The following is a 17,443-nucleotide window of genomic DNA, read 5'->3' on the forward strand; positions in this document are numbered from 1 at the left end:
ACGCAAGCAGTCGAACGGATTGGGAAAGCCGAACATTGTCCTACGCGCGGGCGGTGGCGACAACCAGCAGCGACGAGACGTCGGACAATCGCCGTCATAGCCTGGGCGAATGAATCTTGCCGGGCAAAAGGCGTCAACAGCCTCGACCACCGCACTTCTCGGCCCGCCGCTCCGCATGCGCGACGCGGCCACGGCGACTCTTGTGGCATGATGGACCGACTGTAAAAAGGCCGCCTTGACCCTATGACCAGATACCTTGCGCTGCTGACGACCGCCCTGCTGCTCGCCGGCTGCCAGAACCTCGGCCGGCAGCCGACGCCCGCCGCCGCCATCCCGCCGCCCACCGCCAAGACCAGCACGCCGCAACCGGCCGGCTCCTTTCGCGAAGACACCCTCTATGACCTGCTGGTCGGCGAGCTGGCCGGTCAGCGCAACCGTTTCGACATCGCCCTGACCAACTATGTCGAGCAGGCCAAGTCGACCCAGGATCCGGGGATAGCCGAGCGGGCCTTCCGCATCGCCGAATACCTGGGCGCCGATACCCCGGCGCTGGAAACCGCGCAGATCTGGGCGCGCAACGCCCCCGACAACCTGGATGCCCAGCGCGCCGCCGCCATCATGCTGGCCCGCGCCGGTCGCTATGACGAATCCATGGTCTACATGGAGCGCGTGCTCCAGGGTCAGGGCGACACCCATTTCGATTTCCTCGCCCTCTCGGCGGCTGAAACCGACGAGACCACCCGCGCCGGCCTGCTCAAGAGCTTCGACCGGCTGCTGGCCAAGTATCCGCACAATGGCCAGCTGCTGTTCGGCAAGGCGCTGCTCTTGCAGCAGGATGGCCGGGCTGACGAAGCCCTCAAGCTGCTGGAGCGCAATCCGGCGGCCAGGCGCGAAGTCGCGCCGCTGCTCCTGCGCGCCCGCCTGTTGCAGAGCCAGGACCGCAGCGCCGAGGCCCTGCCGCTGCTCGAAGCCGGCATCCGCCAGCACCCGGAAGACCGCCGCCTGCGCCTGGCCCATGCCCGGCTGCTGGTGGAACTGGATCGCCTGGACCAGGCAAAGCGCGAATTCGCCGAGCTGGTCACCCAGTTCCCGGACGACGACGACCTGAGATTCTCCCTGGCGCTGGTCTGCCTGGAAGCCCAGGCCTGGCGCGAAGCCCAGATCTATCTGAAAGAACTGATCGACCGCGGCAGCCATGTGGACGCCGCGCACCTCAACCTGGGTCGCAGCTACGAAGAACTCGACCAGCCCGAGCAGGCGCTGGCCGAATACACCCAGGTCGGGCCAGGCACCGACTACCTGGCCGCCCAGCAGCGCCAGGCGGAAATCCTGCTGGGCAGCGGCCGTATCGCCGAGGCCCGTCAGCGCCTGGCCGATGCCCGCAAGCGCCAGAGCGAATACGCCGTGCCGCTCTATCTGCTGGAAGTCGAAGGCCTGGCCAGTGCCGACCAGACCACCCTCGCCGACCAGACCGTGCAGCAGGCCTTGCAGCAGTATCCCAACGACCTCAACCTGCTCTATGTCCGCTCCATGCTGGCGGAAAAGCGCGGCGATCTCGGTCAGTTGGAGGCCGATCTGCGCTACATCATCGCCCACGACCCCGACAACGCCATGGCGCTCAACGCCCTCGGCTACACCCTGGCCGATCGCACCCCGCGACTGGCCGAGGCGCGCCAGCTGATCGACAAGGCGCACCAGCTGAGTCCGGACGACCCGGCGATCCTCGACAGCATGGGCTGGATCCGCTATCGCCAGGGCCAGCTGGCCGACGCCGAACGCTATCTGCGCCAGGCCTACGAACGCTTTCCCGACGCCGAAGTGGCGGCCCATCTGGGCGAGGTGCTCTGGGCCCAGGGCAAGCGCAGCGAAGCGCGCAAGGTCTGGCGCGTGGGCCTCGACGCCGACGCCGATGACGCCATCCTGCGCAGCACCCTCAAACGCCTGACTGGAAGCGAAACCCTCCGATGATCCGCGTGCGTACCCTCTTCACCCTGTTCCTGCTCGCCCTGCTGGCCGGTTGCGCCAGCACCTCTCGCCAGGAGGCCGTGGAAGGCCAGGGCAATGCCGCCCAGTGGCAGGCCCACAAGCAACGTATCGCCGCCCTCGACGGCTGGCAGATCGACGGCAAGGTCGGCATCCGCGCCCCGCGCGATTCCGGTAGCGGCACCCTGTTCTGGCTGCAGCGCCAGGACTACTACGACATCCGCCTGGCCGGCCCCCTCGGCCGTGGCGCCACCCGGCTCACCGGGCGTCCGGGTGCCGTCACCCTCGATGTCTCCGGCCAGGGCAGCTACCAGGCCGATTCCCCCGAGGCCCTGCTGGAACAGCAACTCGGCTGGCGCCTGCCGGTCTCGCACCTGCTCTGGTGGGTGCGCGGCCTGCCGGCGCCGGACAGTCGCAGCCAGTTGACCCTGGACGCCGACAGCCACCTGGCGCGCCTGGTACAGGACGGCTGGACCGTCGAATACACCCGTTACACCGAGCAGAACGGCTACACCCTGCCCGAGCGCCTCAAGCTCACCGGCAAGGACCTGGAAGTCATTCTGGTGGTGAAGACCTGGCAGCCGCGCGAGCTGGGCAAATGACCATGGCGCCTGCCTTCACCCTGCCGGCGCCGGCCAAGCTCAATCTGTTCCTGCACATCCTCGGCCGCCGCCCGGACGGCTATCACGAGCTGCAGACGCTGTTCCAGTTTCTCGACTGGGGCGACGACCTGGGCTTTGCCGGACGCGATGACGACGAATTGCACCTGCACGACGGCCTGCCGGGCGTCGCCCCCGAGCAGAATCTCATCCTGCGCGCCGCCCGGCTGCTGCAGCAGGAAAGCGGCACCCGCCAGGGTGCCGACCTTTGGCTGACCAAGCGCCTGCCCATGGGTGGCGGCATTGGTGGCGGCAGTTCGGATGCCGCCACCACCCTGCTCGGCCTGAATCATCTCTGGGGCCTGGGCGCCAGCCTCGACGACCTGGCGGCACTGGGGCTGCGCCTGGGCGCCGACGTGCCGGTATTCGTCCGTGGCCAGGCCGCCTTCGCCGAGGGCGTGGGTGAAAAGCTCACCCCGGTCGCCCCCCCGGAACCCTGGTATCTCGTGGCCGTGCCGCAAGTCTCTGTAAGTACAGCAGAAATTTTTTCCGATCCGCTGTTGACACGGGACACTCCCCCCATTAAAGTTTGCGCCGTTCTCAAGTGGTCAGGTCGAAACGACTGCCAGAGTACGGTCGAAAGGCGTTACCCAGAAATTCGTAACGCTTTGATCTTGCTAAACAAATTTGTTTCAGCTAGATTAACCGGCACTGGAGGTTGCATATTTGGAAGCTTTCCAAATAAGACCGAAGCTGATACAGTAGCTAGCCAGCTACCAGCATCACTTCCAGGCTTCGTAGCCAAAGGTAGCAACACTTCCATGTTGCACCGGGCGCTGGCAAGCCTGACCAGAGAATGAGTACAGCTAGTACTCTGCAAGATACAGGGGCGTCGCCAAGCGGTAAGGCAGCAGGTTTTGATCCTGCCATGCGTTGGTTCGAATCCAGCCGCCCCTGCCATTTTCCTTCCAAGACCCACCTCAAGCCGCAGGAACTGCAGCGTGTCCAAGATGATGGTCTTCACGGGGAACGCCAACCCCGATCTGGCACGGCGCATCGTGCGCCAGCTGCATATCCCTCTCGGTGACGTCTCCGTCGGAAAATTCTCCGATGGCGAGATCAGTGTCGAAATCAACGAGAACGTACGGGGCAAGGATGTCTTCATCATCCAGCCCACCTGCGAGCCGACCAACGACAACCTGATGGAACTGGTGGTGATGGCCGATGCCTTCCGCCGCTCCTCGGCCACTCGTATCACCGCAGTCATCCCCTATTTCGGTTATGCGCGCCAGGATCGCCGTCCGCGTTCCGCACGCGTCGCCATCACCGCCAAGGTCGTGGCTGACATGCTGACCGTGGTGGGCATCAATCGTGTGCTCACCGTCGATCTGCACGCCGACCAGATCCAGGGCTTCTTCGATATTCCCGTGGACAACATCTACGGCTCCCCCGCCCTGGTGGATGACATCGAAGACCAGCGTTTCGAAAATCTGATGATCGTCTCCCCGGATATCGGTGGCGTGGTGCGTGCGCGCGCCGTGGCCAAGAGCCTGGGTGTGGACCTGGCGATCATCGACAAGCGTCGTCCCAAGGCCAACCAGTCGGAAGTGATGCACATCATCGGTGACATCCAGGACCGCACCTGCGTGCTGGTCGACGACATGGTCGATACCGCCGGCACCCTGTGCCACGCGGCCAAGGCCCTGAAGGAACACGGCGCCGCCAAGGTCCTGGCCTACTGCACCCACCCGGTGCTGTCGGGTCGGGCCATCGAGAACATCGACAACTCCGTGCTGGACGAGCTGGTGGTGACCAACACCATTCCGCTGTCCGCCGCGGCTCAGGCCTGCAGCCGTATCCGCCAGCTGGACATCGCGCCGGTGGTGGCCGAGGCGGTACGTCGGATCAGCAACGAAGAATCCATCAGCGCGATGTTCCGTTAAGGAACAGCCGCTCTGGAAGCGCCCCGGAAGGCCGTGACGGTCTACCGGGGCTTTTTAGTCGGTAGGGCCGTAGAACTGGTCGCAAGTCTCGGACTGCCGATTCCTTATCTTGGAGATTCACAATGGTAGATTTCACTCTGAATGCCGAAGTGCGTTCCGACCTGGGGAAAGGTGCGAGCCGCCGCCTGCGTCGCAATGCCGGTAACGTTCCCGCCGTGATCTACGGTGGCGAAAAGGCCCCGACGTCCATCACCCTGGTCGGCAAAGACCTGGCCAAGATGCTGGAAAGCGAAGCCGCCTTCGCCAGCGTCATCACCCTGAAGGTTGATGGCAGCAACGAAAGCGTCCTGGTCAAGGCCCTGCAGCGTCACCCCTCCAAGGGCTACGTCATGCACGCCGACTTCCTGCGCGTCGTCGCCGGTCAGAAGCTGACCGCTCACGTGCCCCTGCACTTCATGAACCAGGAAAGCTCCGTGGGCGTGAAGCAACAGGGTGGCGAGATCCTGCACACCATCAACGAAGTCGAAGTTTCCTGCCTGCCGAAAGACCTGCCGGAATTCATCGAAGTCGACATGGCCAAGGTCGAGCTGGACCAGATCGTTCACCTGAGCGACCTGAACGTCCCGGCTGGCGTCGAGCTGGTGTCCCTGGCCCACGGCAGCGATCTGCCGGTTGCCAGCATCCACATGCCGCGCATCCGTGAAGAAGCTGAAGACGGCGCTGCCGAAGAAGGCGCTGCCGAGTAAGTTCTCGCACGCCTGAAAGAGAAGGGCTCTTGACATGACTGCCGTCCAACTGATCGTCGGCCTGGGTAATCCGGGCCCCGAATACGACCAGACCCGGCACAATGCAGGGGCCCTTTTCGTTGAGCGATTGGCAGCCGCCCAAGGCGCGAGCCTGGCTGTCGAGCGCAAGTATCATGGCCTCGTGGGGCGCTTTCGCCACGCGGGCAACGATGTTCGTCTGCTCATCCCCACCACCTACATGAACCGCAGCGGCCAGGCCGTGGCGGCGCTCGCCGGCTTCTTCCGCATCCCGCCGGCAGCCATCCTGGTGGCACACGACGAACTCGACCTGCCACCCGGTACCGCCCGTCTCAAGACCGGCGGCGGCCATGGGGGGCACAACGGACTGCGCGACATCATCGCCCAGCTCGGCAATCAGAACGGCTTCCAGCGCCTGCGCCTGGGCATCGGTCATCCGGGGCATGCCAGCCTGGTCTCCAATTTCGTGCTGGGCCGCGCACCGCGCAGCGAGCAGGACCTGCTCGACACCAGCATCGATGCCGCCCTGGAGGTGGTTCCGGAGCTGCTGAGCGGCGACCTGACCCGCGCCATGCAACGCCTGCACAGCCGCAAGGCCTGACCTACCCTACCCTCTTCCTTTTCTTCCGCGAGGACACACACCATGGGATTCAATTGCGGCATCGTCGGCCTGCCCAACGTCGGCAAGTCCACCCTGTTCAATGCCCTGACCCAATCTGGTATCGCGGCGGAAAACTTCCCCTTCTGCACCATCGAGCCCAACAGCGGCATCGTGCCCATGCCCGATGCACGACTGAATGCCCTGGCGGAGATCGTCAAACCCGAGCGGGTGATCCCCACCACCATGGAGTTCGTCGACATCGCGGGCCTGGTGGCCGGTGCCTCCAAGGGTGAAGGCCTGGGCAACAAGTTTCTCGCCAACATCCGCGAGACCGACGCCATCGCCCACGTGGTGCGCTGCTTCGAAGACGAGAACGTCATCCACGTGTCGAATTCGGTGGATCCCAAGCGGGACATCGAGGTGATCGACCTGGAGCTGATCTTCGCCGACCTCGACAGCTGCGAGAAGCAACTGCAGCGCGTGACCCGCAACGCCAAGGGCGGTGACAAGGAAGCCCTGGCGCAAAAGGCCCTGCTGGAGCAGCTGATCCCCCACTTCGAAGCCGGCAAGCCTGCCCGTAGCCTGCTGAAGGGCCTGGACGACGAACAGAAGCGCCTGGTGCGCAGCTTCCACCTGCTGACCAGCAAGCCGGTGATGTACATCGCCAACGTCGCCGAAGACGGCTTCGAGAACAACCCGCATCTGGACGTGGTCCGTGCCATCGCCGAAGAAGAAGGCGCCGTGGTGGTGCCGGTGTGCAACAAGATCGAGGCGGAAATCGCCGAACTGGATGACGACGAGGAAAAGCAGATGTTCCTCGAGTCCATGGGCATGGAAGAGCCGGGCCTGAACCGGGTGATCCGCGCCGGCTACGAACTGCTCAACCTGCAGACCTACTTCACCGCCGGGGTGAAGGAAGTCCGTGCCTGGACAGTCCGCGTCGGCGCCACCGCGCCCCAGTCGGCCGCCGCCATCCACACCGACTTCGAGAAGGGATTCATCCGCGCCGAAGTGGTGGCCTATGCCGACTTCATCGCCTTCAAGGGCGAGAACGGCGCCAAGGAAGCCGGCAAGTGGCGCCTGGAAGGCAAGGACTACATCGTCAAGGACGGTGATGTCATGCACTTCCGCTTCAACGTCTAAGCGACGGCGAACGCCAGAACCCTCTCCTCACCGCAAGGTGGCGAGGGGGTTTTCTTTTGCGCGCTCGCCAGCGGCCTGGCTGACGCTGGACGCCTGGCGATTTGGCACAATGACGGCGATCCGACCGTCGTCAAACGTCTCCCGCTGCCTGGATGCCGCCATGAATTTCGAAGACCTGCGCCTGTTCGTCACCACCCTGAACGAGGGCAGCTTCACCGCCGCCGCCGACAAGCTGGGGCTGTCCAAGCAATACGTCAGCCGGCGGACCATGGCCCTGGAGGAAAGTCTGGGGGTGCGACTGCTCAATCGCACCACGCGGCGCCTGCAGGCGACCGAGTTGGGAATGCTGCTCTACGAACGGGCGGTGAAGATCCTCGAAGACGTCAACGACACCGAGGAATTGCTTTCCAGCCGGCGGACGGTGCCCCAGGGAGTGCTACGCGTCAGTGCGCCCATGACCTTTGGCACCCTGCACCTGAGTCCCCTGCTGCCGGATTTTCTCTCGGCCTATCCGCAGATCCGCCTGGAGCTGGATCTCAATGACCGGGCGGTGGATCTGCTAGCGGAGGGCTACGACATGTCGATCCGCATCGGCACCCTGGCCGATTCCAGTCTGATCGCCAAGCGCCTGACCGAGATGCAGCTGGTGACCTGTGCCAGTCCGGATTATCTGCAGAAGGCGCCGCCGCTGCTGCAGCCGGAGGATCTGGCCGAGCACAGCTGTCTGCTCTATGGGCATGGCCGCCAGGTGGAATGGCGCTTTCAGCGTGGGGGCAAGCCGCTGGTGCTACCCATGCAGGGTCAACTCAGGGCCAACAACGGGGAAGTGGTGCGGGACGCGGCCATCGCCGGTCAGGGCATCGCGGTGCTGCCGACCTTCATCATCGGCGCGGCGCTGGCCTCAGGGGCGCTGGTGCAGGTGCTGGAAGACTTCGCCCTGCCCAGCGCGGCGGTCTATGCGGTCTATCCCCAGCATCGTCAGTCGGCGCGCATCGTCCAGCTGTTCTCGGACTATCTGCGCGACCGGCTGACGGTCCGGCCGACTCACGCCACGGCGCCGCGAGTCGGTTGACGCTGGGGCCACTGCTGGAGGGTCCGCTCGGCGCCGTCGGCGGCCAGGCGTTGGCCGTCCAGGCGCTGTTGCTGGCGCTGGATCGAGGGTTGCAGGCTGCGCTCGGCACCGTTTTCGGCCAGGGCGCGACGCGGATCGAGGCGCTGTTGCTGACGCTGGATCGAGGGTTGCAGACTGCGCTCGGCGCCGTTCTCGGCCAGGGTGCGACGCGGATCGAGGCGCTGTTGCTGACGCTGGATCGAGGGCTGCAGGCTGCGCTCAGCGCCGTTCTCGGCCAGGGTGCGATCCTGCTGCTGGTGCGTTTCGATTAGCGAACCCAGGGGGCGCAGGGCGCTTTCCTCGGCCTGGGCGGATTGGGCGATGGCGGTGGTGAGCAGGGTGGCGGCGAAGAGGGCGGTGAGGGCTTTCATGGCGAGTACCTGTGTCGGGTGGGTGTGGACTCATTGTCGCCAGCCCACCCCGCGCCTAGAAATCGTCCCTCGGGATAGCGATCATCGACCGCGCTGATAATGGCGTTCAGGCGCGCGCCTGACGCTGACGCAGCAGGAACAGGCACCAGACGGCCAGCGCCGTGGCGGCCAGCAGGCACCCGGCCAGGCTGACGCCGGTCCAGCCGAAGTGTTCGTACAGTCGTGCCGACAGCAGCGAACCCAGGGAGCCGCCAAGGAAGTAGCCGGTCATGTAGCCGGCGTTGAGGCGGCTACGGGCTTCCGGGCGCAGCCGATAGACCACGTTCTGGTTGCTGACGTGGCTGAGCTGCACGGCGAGATCCAGCACCAGGATGCCGACCAGCAGCGCCGCCAGCGACTGCTGGGCGAAGGCCAGGGGCAGCCAGGCCAGGGTCAGGGAGGCCAGGCCGATGCTGGTGGCGAGCCCTCCCTTGCCCTGGTCGGCCATGCGCCCGGCCAGGTTGGCAGCCAGCGCGCCCACGGCGCCGGCGAGACCGAACAGGCCGATGGTGCCGTCGCTGAAGCCATAGGGTTCGGCGGCGAGCAGAAAGGCCAGGGGCGTCCAGAACACCGCGAAGACGGCGAAGCCCAGGCAACCCAGCAGGGTGCGCAGGCGGTGCAGGGGTTCGTCGCGCAAGAGCTCGAACACCGAACCCAGCAGCCGCGGATAGCTCAGGCCCGCCGATTGCTGATAGCGCGGCAGCGCCAGCTGCAGGGCCAGGGCGGTGGCCAGCATCAGACCGGCCGCCACGGCATAGACGGTACGCCAGTCGCCCAGGGACGAGAGTGCGCCGGCCACGGTGCGGGCCAGCAGGATGCCGAGGATGAGTCCGCTCATCACCGTGCCCACCGCCCTGCCCCGCTGCTCCGGCGCGGCCAGGGTCGCGGCGAAGGGCACCAGCACCTGGGCCACCACCGAGAAGAGCCCGGTCATGGCGGTGCCCACCAGCAGCCAGGTCAGACTGGTGGCGGTGGCGCTCAAGGCCAGGCCGGCGGCGGCGATCACGCTCATGGTGACGATCAGCCGGCGGCGCTCCAGCAGGTCCCCCAGGGGCACCAGCAGCAGGAGGCCGGCGGCGTAGCTGAGTTGGGCGGTGGTGACGATGCTGCCGGCCTGGGTGTAGCTGAGGTCGAAGCGCTGGGCGATGGTGTGCAGCAGCGGCTGGTTGTAGTAGTTGCTGGCTACGGCGATGCCGGTGGCGACGGCCATGAGCAGGGTCAGCCAGCGGCTGAGAGGAGGCGTGGGGTTCGACATCCGCAGGGTCCGGCAAGAAAGGGGCTGGTCAGTATCGGCCAACGGCAGCTATCGGTTAAATGAATCGTTAAGATGGCTTCGATCTCATTTAAAGATAGCACCATGAATCTCAAGCAGCTGGAATTCGCCGTCGCCCTGGCCGAGGAGCGCCACTTCACCCGCGCCGCCGAGCGTTGCCATGTGGTGCAATCGGCGCTCAGTCACCAGATCGCCCGCCTGGAAGCCGAGTTGGGCGCCACCCTGTTCGAGCGCCTGCCGCGCCAGGTGCGCATCACTCCCGCCGGCGAGGCGTTGCTGGTCCATGCGCGCCAGGCGCTGGCGGCGGTGGAACGGTTGCAGCAGGACGTGGCCGCCGCGGTCGGCGCCATTCGCGGCACCCTGACGCTGGGCCTGATCTCTTCAGTGCCGCGCCTGGATATCGTCGAGTTGCTGGCCACCTTCCATGCCCGTCATCCCCAAGTGGACATCCGCCTGCGCCAGGACAAGAGCGAGACGCTGCTGGCGGCGGTGCGCGAGCGGCAACTGGATTTCGCCCTGATCGGCCTGTCGCGCCAGGTGGCCCTGGAGGCGGTGGACAGCCGCCTGCTGCTCAGCGAGGAACTGGTGGCGGTGCTGCCGGCCGCGCACGCTCTTGCGGGACGGGAGAGGCTGTCGCTCCACGAGCTGGTGGATCTGCCGCTGGTGGACCTGCCCGCAGGCAGCGGTGCCCGGCGGCAGACCGACGAGGCCTTCGCCGCCCTGGGCCTGCCCCATCGGGTGCGTTTCGAGACGGGCAACATGCAGTTGCTGGAGCGCTTCGTCCGCCGCGGCCTGGCCATCGGCCTGGTGCCCCAGAGTATCGCCAGCACCTTTGCCGACCTGGCCCGGGTGCCGGTCAGCGATGCGCCGCAGCGTAACGTCCACGCCATCTGGTCGCCCCTGCCGACGCCGGCGACGCGGGAGTTTCTCAAGGTCCTGGAAGAGGCGCTGGCGGATTAGCCCTCGCTCATCGGTCGGCCGTGCAGCCGTTGAGGCGATCCGCGCGGGCTACGTGCCGGAGTATGGTCCGGTGACGGGCCCCTGGGGCGTGAGTCGCTTCTTGGTCCGCGATTCTGATGCGGCCGCGCCTTGGAGCCCGCGTAGGTTGGGTTGAGCGCAGCGAAGCCCAACATTGCCCGAGGCTGAACATCCCTGTTGGGCTTCGACGATGGAGCCGTCTCAAACCAACCTACGGTCTATCGCAATCTGCTTGGCTCGTCGCGGCCATGGTGGCCCGCCAATGCGCCCGCGCCTTGGAGCCCGCGTAGGTTGGGTTGAGCGCAGCGAAGCCCAACATTGACCGAGGCTGAACATCCCTGTTGGGCTTCGACGATGGAGCCGTCTCAACCCAACCTACGGTCTGATTGCAGAGCCGTAGCCTGGAAAACGGCGCAGTCTTTTCCAGGGATGACGTCGTTGTGCGGGGAACGCCCTCACCCCAGCCCTCTCCCAGAGGGAGAGGGGGCTATTCGAGCGAGCGTTCAGCTCTATCGGAGCGTAGCCTGGAAAACGGCGCAGCCTTTTCCAAGGATGATGTCGTTGTGCGGGGAACACCCTCACCCCAGCCCTCTCCCAGAGGGAGAGGGGGCTATTCGAGCAGGCGTTCAGCTCTATCGGAGCGTAGCCTGGAAAACGACACAGCCTTTTCCAGGGGTGACGTCGTTGTGCGGAGCGCCCTCACCCCAGCCCTCTCCCAGAGGGAGAGGGGGCTATTCGAGCAGGCGTTCAGCTCTATCGGAGCGTAGGCTGGAAAACGGCGCAGCCTTTTCCGAGGATGACGTCGCTGTGCGGGGAGCGCCCTCACCCCAGCCCTCTCCCAGAGGGAGAGGGGGCTATTCGGGCAGGCTAACAGAGCAAGTGTTCAGGCGCTGCAGAACGCGCGGCAGCCTGCTGGGCTACCCTCAACCCTCGCTGACCGGCAGCCGGCGCACGAAGTTGCCCACTCGCCAGGCCAGCTGTTCGCCCTGGCACTGCACCAGCAGGTTGCGCACCGGGTAGGACTGGCCGGCGACGCTGGCTTCGGCCTGGGCCTCGCTGGCGCCGTCCAGGTGGTTGCGGGCGAGTACCCGGTAACTGCCGGTGCTGCAGCGCTCCTCGGCTTCGCCAGTGCAACCGGACCAGCTGCCGAAGACTCCGTTGCACTGCACCAGGTAGGCCGTGCTGCCATCCCTGAGGTAGGCGTTGTGGGAGCTGGCGCAGCCGGCCAGCAGGGCGAGGAAGCCGGCACAGGCCAGCAGGCGGAGGGCGTTGCGGAGGATGGCGAGGTTCATGGGAGGGGCTCCGGAAGACATGCAGCCATCCTAGAAAGCCAACCCCCTCTCCCATAAATCGTACCGGCGGATAGCGCTTATCGACAGCGCTGATAGCCGCCGCGCTAGGGGGTCTCGCCCATGAATCTGATGATCTCGCCGCGCAGCCAGCGCTCGCCCGGGTCCTGGTCCTGGGCCGCGCGCCAGACCAGCGACAGCTTGGCCGGGACGATGGGAAACGGCGGTTCCTCGATACGCAGGCCGCCGCCCGCAGCCAGCGCCCGGGCGGCGTAGTCGGGCACCGTGGCGAGCAATTCGCTGCCGGCCAGCAGCGCGCCGAGGCCGTTGAAATGGGGCACGCCCAGGGCCACCTTGCGACTGCGGCCGAGGCGCGCCAGGTCGTCGTCGATGTTGCCGCAGAGATCGCCGGACATGGACACCAGCACATGGGGCCGGGCGCAGTAGTCGTCCAAGGTCAGCGGCGCGGGATCGCGGTCGGCGCGCACCACCAGGGCGCGGATGTGCCTCAGGGTGCGGCACTTGGCATTGGCCGGCAGCTGGGTGGTGTAGCTGATGCCCAGGGACACCTCGCCGCTGGCCAGCAGGCCGGGCAAGAGCAGGAAGTTGGCGTTGCGCACCACCAGCACGCAGTGCGGCGCCACCTCGCGCAGATGGGCCAGCAACGGCGGCAGCAGGCCACATTCGACGTCGTCGGACATGCCCAGGCGAAACACCGCGCGACTGGCGCCGGGGTCGAAGTCGTCGACCTCGCTCAGGGCATTGGACAGGCCGTCCAGCGCCGGGCGCAGCCGTTCGAGAATGGCGAGGGCCCGCGGCGTGGGCTCCATCGCCCGCCCGCTGCGCACCAGCAGGGGATCGTCGAAGAATAGACGCAGGCGTACCAGGGCGGCGCTGATGGCCGGCTGGCCGAGAAAGAGCTTTTCCGCGGTGCGGGTGAGGTTGCGCTCGTGCATCAGGCTTTCGAACACCACCAGCAGGTGCAGGTCGATGCGGCGCAGGTCGTTGCGATTCACGGCATCCCTCCGCGAAGGCCAGGCGCCGGGAGGGCGCCTGACTGTCGTTACCTTAGAGTCTGTTCAAAGTCTCGCGAGCTAGAGCCAAACAAGGCGAAGAGGCCTGAGGAAGCGGAGTTTACAAATAGTAAATGAGCATTCCGACCGGGCTGGCGACCCAGGGCCTCTTCAACGCCGTTTGGCCGACGCGCAGCAGACTTTGGATAGGCTCTTACTTGGCGGCCAGCTTGGCGTAGCTGGTCATCAGGTTGCGGTAGTTGGGGATGTGGTTGGACAGCAGGGCGCCCAGGCCCTCGATGTCGTTGCGCCAGTCGCGGTGCAGTTCGCAGGCGACGCTGAACCAGTTCATCAGCTGTACGCCAGCGGCGCTCATGCGTGCCCAGGCGGCCTGCTGCACGGTCTTGTCGAAGGTGCCGGAGGCATCGGTCACCACGAAGACGTCGAAGCCTTCGGCGATGGCGGCCAGGGCCGGGAAGGTCACGCAGACATCGGTCACCACGCCGGCGATGATGAGCTGCTTGCGGCCGGTGGCCTTGATGGCGGCGACGAAGTCCTCGTTGTCCCAGGCGTTGATCTGGCCGGGCCGGGCGATGTACGGCGCCTCGGGGAACAGCTCGACCAGCTCGGGCACCAGCGGGCCGTTGGGGCCTTGCTCGAAGCTGGTGGTGAGGATGGTGGGCAGGCCGAAGAACTTGGCGCTGTTGGCCAGGGCCAGGACGTTGTTCTTGAAGTCGCTGGGAGTGAAATCCTGCACCAGGGAGATCAGACCGGCCTGGTGGTCGATCAGCAGGACGACGGCATCGTTCTTGTCGAGACGGTTGTAGGGCTTGCTCATGGTGGAGTCCTCAGGGTGGTGGTGGGTTAGGGATTGAATGGGCGTGCGCTAGGCGCCGCCCAGGAGATGGCGGATGGCGATGGGCACGCCGGGGGTCTGGTACTGGCGCGCCGCCGCTTCCAGGCGCTGTTCGCCCTGGGTGACGCGGTGGTGGTGGCGCAGGTGTTCCAGCCAGGATTCGTCGCAGAAGAATTCCTGCCAGCGCCGCGGTTCGGCGCTGTCCTGCAGCAGCGCCCAGGAGAAGGCGCCGTTGCGTCGGCGCATGGCGCCCACCGCCTGCATGGCCTGGCGAAAGGCCGGACCGTGCTCGGGGGCGATGTCGTATTCCAGGGTGACCATCACCGGGCCGCGCTCGCGGTCCAGGGAGTCGTCGAGGATGGGCGCCGGCCAGTGCAGCGAAGGGGCGATGTCGGCCGCCGGGGTGACCGGCAGGCGCAGGCGCCAGGTCAGCCCGATGCAGGCCAGCAGCACCCCGGCTGCCGCGCTCAGGGCCAGGCTCAGGGAAAAATGACTGGCCAGGGCGCCCCAGAGCAAGCCGCCCAAGGCGCTGGTGCCAAAGAACACCAGGATGTAGACGGCCAGGGCGCGGGCGCGCACCCAGCCGGGCACGGCGGTCTGGGCCGCCACCTGCAGGCTGGAGAGCACGGCGATCCAGGCCAGGCCGCTGGCGAGCATCACCGGCAGCAGCCAGGCGAAGTCGCGGATCCAGGCCAGGCCGAGCAGGACCAGCGCATAGAGCGCACTGGCACCGGCCACCAGCAGGTCGCTGGAGAGTCGTTCACGCAGGCGCGGCAGGAGCATGGCGCCGCCGATGGCGCCCAGGCCGACGCAACCGAGCAGGATGCCGAAATCCAGGGCGGTGCCCTGCAGGGCCTGGCGCACCAGCAGGGGCAGCAGGGCCATGCCGGCGCTGGCGCCGAGGAAAAACGCGGCGGTCCGGGCCAGCACCACCTGCAGCTGGAGCGAGCTGCGGGCATAGCGGAGGCCGACCCGGACGGCGCCCAGCAGGCGCTCCGCGGGCAGCACGGCGGCTGCAGGTTGGCGTCGCCAGGTCAGGAGCGCGACGATCACGGCAAGGAAGGAAACGGCATTGAGGGCGAAAGTCAGCCAGGGACCGGCCAGGCTGACCAGCACCCCGGCCAGGGCCGGGCCGAGGGCGCGGGCCACGTTCATGCCCAGGCTGGACAGGGCGATGGCCGCGGGCAGTTCGCGCTTGTCGACCAGCTCGGGGGTCAGCGCCGACCAGGCTGGCAGCATCAGCGCGGTGCCCACGCCCATCGCCAGGGTCAGCCCCAGCAGCAGCGGCACGGTCATCCAGCCGGCCAGGGTCAGGCCGGCCAGGGCCAGCGCCACCACGGCCATCCACAGCTGCACGCCGAGCAGATAGCGGCGCCGGTCGACGATGTCGGCCAGGGCGCCGGCCGGCAGCGCCAGCAGGAACATCGGCAAGGCCCCCGCCACCTGGACCAGGGCCACCGCCAGGGGGCTGGCCGACAGCGAGGTCATCAACCAGCCGGCGCCCACCTCGTGCATCCAGGTGCCGATGTTGGAGGCGATGCTGGCCAGCCACAGCCAGCGAAAGGTGCGCTGGCGCAGCGGCTGCCAGGGCGAGGCGGCGTTGGGAGTCACGGCGGCGGCGGTCATGACGGCGCTCCTCAGAAGCTGAAGCAGGAGCAGCCGAAGGCGCCCCAGAAGCCACTGAAGTCGCTTACCGGCACCCGGCTCTGGCGCGCCCGCTCATGGCCGTGGCCATGCACGGAGCAAGCGCCGGCGCACTGGTGCACGGCGGCCTGCAGCGGCGCGCCGGGCTTCCAGTGACCGGGCACCTTGACCACTGGCGACCAGTCCGGGGTGACCGGCAGGGGCGGCGGACCCAGGCGCTCGAATTCCTCGGCGCCATGGACGATACGGCCACCGACCACGGTCAGCACCGATTCCAGGTGCTTGATGGCCTCTTCCTCGACGCTGAAGAAGTCCGCCGAGAGCACGGCCACGTCAGCCAGCTGGCCGACCCGCAGCTGGCCCTTCTTGCCTTGCTCCGAGGAGAACCAGGCGCTGCCCTGGGTGAACAGTTGCAGGGCGGTGGCCCGTGGCAGGCCTTCCTGGTAGAGCGCGAGGCCGCCCACGGTACGGCCACTGACCAGCCAGTACAGCGAGGTCCAGGGGTTGTAGCTGGAGACACGGGTGGCGTCGGTCCCCGCCCCCACCGGCACGCCGGCGGCCAGCATGCGCTGGATCGGCGGGGTCTGCTCGGCGGCCTGGGCGCCATAGCGATCGACGAAGTATTCGCCCTGGAAGGCCATGCGGTCCTGGATGGCGATGCCGCCGCCGAGCGCCCTGACCCGCTCGATGTTGCGCGGGCTGATGGTCTCGGCGTGGTCGAAGAACCACGGCAGCCCGTTGAAGGGCACGTCGCGGTTGACACTCTCGAAGACGTCGAGCATCCGCGAGATGGATTCGTCGTAGGTGGCGTGCAGGCGGAACGGCCAGCGCTGCTCCACCAGGTGACGCACCACGGGCTCCAGATCGGCCTCCATGGTGGGTGGCAGGTCCGGACGCGGTTCGAGGAAGTCCTCGAAGTCGGCCGCGGAGAAGGCCAGCATCTCGCCGGCGCCGTTGTGGCGGAGGAAGTCGGTGCCCTGGTGCAGGGTGACGCTGCTGGTCCAGTTCCTGAAGTCGGTCAGCTCTTCCTTGGGCCGCTGGGTGAAGAGGTTGTAGGCGATGCGCACGGTAAGCTGGTCGGCGTCGGCCAGCTCCTGGATCACCTGGTAGTCGTCCGGGTAGTTCTGGAAGCCGCCGCCGGCGTCGATGGCGCTGGTCAGTCCCAGGCGATTGAGTTCGCGCATGAACTGGCGGGTGGAGTTGACCTGGTATTCCAGCGGCAGCTTGGGCCCCTTGGCCAGGGTGGCGTAGAGGATCATGGCGTTGGGCCGGGCGATCAGCATGCCGGTAGGCTCGCCGCGGGCATCGCGCTGGATCTCGCCACCAGGCGGATTGGGCGTGTCCCGGGTGTAGCCGACCACCCGCAGGGCGGCGCGGTTGAGCAGCGCCCGGTCATAGAGGTGGAGGATGAACACCGGGGTGTCCGGCGCCGCCTGATTGAGTTCGTCCAGGGTCGGCAGCCGCCGCTCGGCGAACTGGAATTCGTTCCAGCCGCCCACCACCCGCACCCACTGGGGCGCCGGGGTGCGCTCGGCCTGGTCCTTGAGCATGCGCAGGGCATCGGCCAGCGAAGGCACGCCCTCCCAGCGCAGTTCCAGGTTGTAGTTGAGGCCGCCACGGATCAGGTGCAGGTGGGAGTCGTTGAGGCCGGGGATGGCGCGGCGCCCGCGCAGGTCGACCACCTGGGTGGCCGGACCGCGATGGGCCATGGCGTCACTGTCGCTGCCCACGGCGAGGAAGACGCCGTCCCTGATGGCGACCGCAGTCGCCTCGGGGCGCTCGGGATCGACGGTGTGGAGCTTGCCGTTGTGCAGGATCAGATCGGCGTGTTGCATG

The 17,443-nt window shown here is 66.9% G+C and carries 16 protein-coding genes and 1 tRNA gene; 10 read left to right on the forward strand and 7 right to left on the reverse strand.

Annotation, left to right across the window (positions count from 1 at the left end; genetic code table 11):
* Positions 1-243: 243 nt before the first annotated feature.
* The 9 genes from FHR73_RS20745 to FHR73_RS20785 all read left to right on the forward strand — a co-directional run bounded on the left by FHR73_RS20745 (position 244) and on the right by FHR73_RS20785 (position 8,105).
* Positions 244-1,968, forward strand: coding sequence for a tetratricopeptide repeat protein (locus FHR73_RS20745; protein ID WP_183633784.1), 1,725 nt, complete (start codon positions 244-246; stop codon positions 1,966-1,968).
* Complete coding sequence (lolB, locus tag FHR73_RS20750; RefSeq protein ID WP_007161555.1) at positions 1,965-2,585, forward strand: lipoprotein insertase outer membrane protein LolB; 621 nt, start codon at positions 1,965-1,967, stop codon at positions 2,583-2,585. Before FHR73_RS20745 ends, lolB begins: the two co-directional genes overlap by 4 nt.
* A 2-nt stretch (positions 2,586-2,587) precedes the next feature.
* Positions 2,588-3,442, forward strand: a complete 855-nt coding sequence (ispE, locus tag FHR73_RS20755; RefSeq protein WP_183633845.1) for a 4-(cytidine 5'-diphospho)-2-C-methyl-D-erythritol kinase — start codon at positions 2,588-2,590, stop codon at positions 3,440-3,442.
* A gap of 25 nt (positions 3,443-3,467) precedes the next feature.
* Positions 3,468-3,542 (forward strand) — tRNA-Gln (locus FHR73_RS20760).
* A 41-nt stretch (positions 3,543-3,583) separates the two neighbouring features.
* A complete protein-coding gene (locus tag FHR73_RS20765) occupies positions 3,584-4,525 on the forward strand; it encodes a ribose-phosphate pyrophosphokinase (protein WP_007161553.1) in 942 nt (313 codons plus the stop codon).
* A 122-nt stretch (positions 4,526-4,647) separates the two neighbouring features.
* Positions 4,648-5,271, forward strand: a complete 624-nt coding sequence (locus tag FHR73_RS20770) for a 50S ribosomal protein L25/general stress protein Ctc (RefSeq protein ID WP_183633786.1) — start codon at positions 4,648-4,650, stop codon at positions 5,269-5,271.
* 34 nt (positions 5,272-5,305) lie between these two features.
* The gene (gene pth, locus FHR73_RS20775; protein WP_183633788.1) at positions 5,306-5,890 is read left to right on the forward strand and encodes an aminoacyl-tRNA hydrolase; all 585 of its coding nucleotides are present in this window, start codon (positions 5,306-5,308) and stop codon (positions 5,888-5,890) included.
* Between the two features lie 42 nt (positions 5,891-5,932).
* Positions 5,933-7,033: a redox-regulated ATPase YchF gene (gene ychF / locus FHR73_RS20780; protein WP_183633789.1), complete on the forward strand. Its 1,101-nt coding sequence runs from the start codon at positions 5,933-5,935 to the stop codon at positions 7,031-7,033.
* A gap of 160 nt (positions 7,034-7,193) precedes the next feature.
* A complete protein-coding gene (locus FHR73_RS20785; RefSeq protein WP_183633790.1) occupies positions 7,194-8,105 on the forward strand; it encodes a LysR family transcriptional regulator in 912 nt (303 codons plus the stop codon).
* Here FHR73_RS20785 and FHR73_RS20790 read toward each other — a convergent pair.
* On the reverse strand, positions 8,078-8,515 hold the full coding sequence (locus FHR73_RS20790; RefSeq protein WP_183633791.1) for a hypothetical protein: 438 nt from the start codon (positions 8,513-8,515) through the stop codon (positions 8,078-8,080). The genes FHR73_RS20785 and FHR73_RS20790 overlap by 28 nt on opposite strands.
* Before the next feature lie 106 nt (positions 8,516-8,621).
* A complete protein-coding gene (locus tag FHR73_RS20795; RefSeq protein ID WP_183633792.1) occupies positions 8,622-9,809 on the reverse strand; it encodes an MFS transporter in 1,188 nt (395 codons plus the stop codon).
* Between the two features lie 102 nt (positions 9,810-9,911).
* On the opposite strand from FHR73_RS20795, the gene FHR73_RS20800 reads away from it, so the two are divergent.
* Positions 9,912-10,787 carry a LysR substrate-binding domain-containing protein gene (locus FHR73_RS20800; protein ID WP_183633793.1) on the forward strand — a complete coding sequence of 292 codons (876 nt, stop codon included), beginning with the start codon at positions 9,912-9,914 and terminating at the stop codon, positions 10,785-10,787.
* Positions 10,788-11,728: 941 nt separating this feature from the next.
* Here FHR73_RS20800 and FHR73_RS20805 read toward each other — a convergent pair.
* The 5 genes from FHR73_RS20805 to FHR73_RS20825 all read right to left on the reverse strand — a co-directional run bounded on the left by FHR73_RS20805 (position 11,729) and on the right by FHR73_RS20825 (position 17,442).
* On the reverse strand, positions 11,729-12,097 hold the full coding sequence (locus tag FHR73_RS20805; RefSeq protein WP_183633794.1) for a hypothetical protein: 369 nt from the start codon (positions 12,095-12,097) through the stop codon (positions 11,729-11,731).
* Between the two features lie 104 nt (positions 12,098-12,201).
* Positions 12,202-13,110 (reverse strand): LysR substrate-binding domain-containing protein, encoded by a 909-nt coding sequence (locus FHR73_RS20810; RefSeq protein ID WP_183633795.1) that lies wholly within the window; start codon positions 13,108-13,110, stop codon positions 12,202-12,204.
* A 211-nt stretch (positions 13,111-13,321) separates the two neighbouring features.
* On the reverse strand, positions 13,322-13,945 hold the full coding sequence (ycaC, locus tag FHR73_RS20815; RefSeq protein WP_059313433.1) for an isochorismate family cysteine hydrolase YcaC: 624 nt from the start codon (positions 13,943-13,945) through the stop codon (positions 13,322-13,324).
* A gap of 48 nt (positions 13,946-13,993) precedes the next feature.
* A complete protein-coding gene (locus FHR73_RS20820; RefSeq protein ID WP_183633796.1) occupies positions 13,994-15,589 on the reverse strand; it encodes an MFS transporter in 1,596 nt (531 codons plus the stop codon).
* Between the two features lie 11 nt (positions 15,590-15,600).
* Positions 15,601-17,442, reverse strand: coding sequence for an amidohydrolase (locus FHR73_RS20825; protein ID WP_183633797.1), 1,842 nt, complete (start codon positions 17,440-17,442; stop codon positions 15,601-15,603).
* Position 17,443 lies beyond the last annotated feature (1 nt).

The sequence above is a fragment of the Pseudomonas sp. AS2.8 genome, from assembly GCF_014190935.1.
Lineage (GTDB): Bacteria > Pseudomonadota > Gammaproteobacteria > Pseudomonadales > Pseudomonadaceae > Chryseomonas.